This is a genomic window from Candidatus Igneacidithiobacillus taiwanensis (assembly GCF_031962545.1).
Lineage (GTDB): Bacteria > Pseudomonadota > Gammaproteobacteria > Acidithiobacillales > Acidithiobacillaceae > Igneacidithiobacillus > Igneacidithiobacillus taiwanensis.
The window spans coordinates 1-3,167 of record NZ_JAVRKK010000195.1; the positions used below are offsets into that span (position 1 = coordinate 1).

Genomic DNA, 3,167 nt, shown 5'->3' on the forward strand with positions numbered 1-3,167 from the left:
GCTTGCAAATTTTTCGCCTGCTGGTGGAGCACGAGCCGGAAGGTCTCTTCTCGGGGCAAATTGCCGAGCAGCTCGGCCAACTGCATAATGGCGTCTCCTTTCATTTGAAGGCGCTGCAGCATGCCGATCTGGTCAGCGTCCATCGCGAAGGGCGCTTCCAGCGCTACCGCGCGCAAATGCCCGTGGTGCGCTCCCTCGTTGCCTATCTCACCGAAAACTGTTGCCGTGGAACGCAGTCTTGCGCCATCCCCAGCGAGCCCGCATCTGGCGCAGCATCCACCCTTTCCCCTGCCCCATCGAGGTCATCCCCATGAAAACCCCCGAGATCCTCTTTCTTTGTACCGGCAACTCCTGCCGTTCTATTTTGGCGGAAGTCACCCTCAACGGCCTCGCGCAGGGCAAGCTGCACGCCACCAGTGCTGGCAGCCATCCGGCAGGCTATGTGCACCCGCGCAGCATCGCCCTGTTGCAAAGGGAGGGCTTTGCTACCGAGGGGCTCGCCAGTAAATCCTGGGACGAGCTCGCCACCACCCCAGATATTGTCATTACCGTCTGCGCCAGTGCCGCCGGTGAAACCTGCCCCGCCTACCTGGGCCCTGCCCTGCGCGCCCATTGGGGCGTGGACGACCCCGCCAAAGCGACGGGAAGCGAAGCGGAAATCGAGGCAGCCTTCGAGAGGGCTTACCGCATCCTGCGTCATCGCATCGAAGCCCTCCTGCAGCTGCCGGTTGCCGAATGGGTAAACGAGGATCCGCAGCGCCTGCGCGCAGAGTTGGAACGCATTGGTCACAGCGAACCCTGAGGCGCCGATCATGTCTACGGAATTGTCTCCTCTGGTGCCCGATCGACAGGAGTTTCATCTGAGCTTTCGGGTGGCCGATCTCGCCCGCAGCACAGCCTTTTACCGTGACTTTTTCGGCGTCGAACCGAAACAGCAAACGGCGCGCTTCAGCACCTTCATCGTCCCCGATCTGCGTTTGAACTTGGTGATTCTGGTCAACGACCGGGAGGAGCCCCTCGATACCTACAGCCTCTATCATGTGGGTTTGGGGGTAGCGAGTAAGGAGGCGGTGATTGCCGCCTACCACCGCGCCGTGGCCGCCGGCGCCGAGGTAGTCAAGCCGCCGCGCAGCACGTGGCGAGGCACACCCCTGCACGAACTCTGGCTGCGCGACCCTACCGGCTACAATCTGGAGGTGTACGCGCGCATGACCGAGGCGGAGTTGGCCGAGATGCCCGCCGATCAGGAGCCGGTGTTTCTGGTACCGGGCACGGAACCGAAATAGGGTTCTGTGCGGCCCTGCGGGACGGTCAGTCGCAGTTCGACCCCCGCATGCTAGGTACAGAGAGCAGATTGCGCGTCTCCTGGGCAGCAGTCCAGTACCGCGACCAACAAGGCACTGCTACGTCTGTCGAATATTCCAAATGGGCAAACGGGATGCTGCACTCACAGAAGTCCTACACTGGAAACCAGCAAGACACCGGACATGAGTCAAATAGCGCCTTGACTCAGCAAGATCCGCACAACCTTTGGCGAGCAGCACCCCCAGATATTTCGAGGACGTCGATCCTGCTCTGATCACATCATACCGCGCATCATGGCCGGCATTCCTTCCCGCACGAAGCGGGTGATTTCCCGTGCGTGGGCATGGATCACCTTGACCATCTCCGGATCGCTGGAGGTCTCCGTGACCGCCACCCCATCCTTCAGCAACGTAAGTTTGCGCTGATAGAGCCTTGGGTGGGCAAACATCACGGGCACACTGCGACTTATGGGGTAAGGGAAGGGATGATCCGCGGCTAGCCGGGCATACATCTGCTCCACATGGGCCTGCAACAATGCGGCCGTTGCTGGCACATAGGAAATCGTCACGGCATGGACGCCGTCGGGCAAGAAGGTAACCTTGCGATGCACTTGCGCGTGCCGCTCGAAGAGCGCCATGCCGGTGCGCATTGGCCCCCGATTTTCGGGAGACATCATGGCCCGCATCCCCTCCTCGTCGGGACCATTTCCCATCATGCCCCCCATCATCCCACTCATGCTCGAGGCACTGGCGACATCCAGGCGGACATAACCCAGCAGCGCCAAGGCCGAAAAAATGGACTTCATCATTTGTCTGCGGTTCATCTCTAATTCCCTTTGTGCAATAGCCAGAACACCAAGTCTGGAATCCCAAGCCCAGCGGCGATTGCCGCTGTGATGTCGTTGTAACATGCGTTTCGGTGAGTGGTTACCGGTTACGTTCGCGCAACTTTGCTATCCTGATGGCACACTATTCCTATGTGTTGTTCCGCACAGAATACCATTTGCGAAAAGCCACCAGGCTCCGAGTAGATTCCCCGATTCCAAAAGGCCACGTGCCTGCAAGAAGCCCGTAGATCGCAAAACCGACAAGACTGACTGCAAAAGCTAGGGTAAACCAAGATGATTTTTGCTCCATAGCCTAAAACACCATCATCAGATTTACCACAGATGCACCATATACTGTTAGCAGGTTCATGTCCTTCTCTAGTTCGGCCTGCTAAAACCCTACCACCAAAATTGGACTGAGAATAACGAGGATGGGCGGACTCAATCGCTCGCCGTTACGATCCAGCGGAGTCCAGCGCCAGCGACCATCTAGGTCAACCAAGAGCTCCCTGGTGACGCATGCCCCGTATGTTCATGCCCATGGTGCTCGTGAGGGTGAGGGGTGCCACGGAGCATCTGCCAACGCAAGAGTCCTGCCCCGGTTATGAGCAGTTTCGACGACTGCCGACAATTCACGCACAAAGCGAGGGGCGCCGTTGTTATCCCCCAGTGGGCAGAAGCGAGATACGGGCAGCCGATCAAACCCGCTAATGGACTGCAAATGCTCTGGCCCATAAAAGCGCACGGGATATTCAGCGAAAGCGATCTTCTTGTACCCCAGGGCCAAACGCACCCGCTGGCAAAATGGGCAGAAGTCGAAATGCGACAGGGTCAGCATGGCAAGACTCCAGAGCGTGGGCAAGCGGGAGGGAAACCTATTGACAAACACATGCGCCATCGTCAATATGCGCAAAAATACATGTGTAAACGCGCTCATGTCAAGGAGATGTATGCGTCCACCACCTTTGGCACTGTGGTAGATGTTGGAGGAGGAAGGATAGCGGTGGTTTCTGTCCGAGTCGATGGTGTGGCCGTT

Annotated in this window: 5 protein-coding genes; 3 read left to right on the top strand and 2 right to left on the bottom strand. The window is 58.4% G+C overall.

Annotated elements, in window-relative coordinates; genetic code table 11:
• The first annotated feature begins 2 nt into the window (after positions 1-2).
• From RTI30_RS13505 to RTI30_RS13515, 3 genes are read left to right on the top strand one after another with little or no spacing between them, the layout of a single operon-like run.
• Positions 3-314 (top strand): helix-turn-helix domain-containing protein, encoded by a 312-nt coding sequence (locus RTI30_RS13505; protein WP_312284041.1) that lies wholly within the window; start codon positions 3-5, stop codon positions 312-314.
• Positions 311-802, top strand: a complete 492-nt coding sequence (locus RTI30_RS13510) for an arsenate reductase ArsC (RefSeq protein ID WP_312263455.1) — start codon at positions 311-313, stop codon at positions 800-802. Before RTI30_RS13505 ends, RTI30_RS13510 begins: the two co-directional genes overlap by 4 nt.
• Before the next feature lie 10 nt (positions 803-812).
• The gene (locus tag RTI30_RS13515) at positions 813-1,286 is read left to right on the top strand and encodes a VOC family protein (protein ID WP_312263454.1); all 474 of its coding nucleotides are present in this window, start codon (positions 813-815) and stop codon (positions 1,284-1,286) included.
• Positions 1,287-1,579: 293 nt separating this feature from the next.
• On the opposite strand, the gene RTI30_RS13520 is transcribed toward RTI30_RS13515, so the two are convergent.
• Positions 1,580-2,128, bottom strand: a complete 549-nt coding sequence (locus tag RTI30_RS13520) for a hypothetical protein (RefSeq protein ID WP_312263453.1) — start codon at positions 2,126-2,128, stop codon at positions 1,580-1,582.
• 535 nt (positions 2,129-2,663) lie between these two features.
• Positions 2,664-3,068, bottom strand: coding sequence for a glutathione S-transferase N-terminal domain-containing protein (locus RTI30_RS13525; protein WP_312284042.1), 405 nt, complete (start codon positions 3,066-3,068; stop codon positions 2,664-2,666).
• Positions 3,069-3,167: the final 99 nt, after the last annotated feature.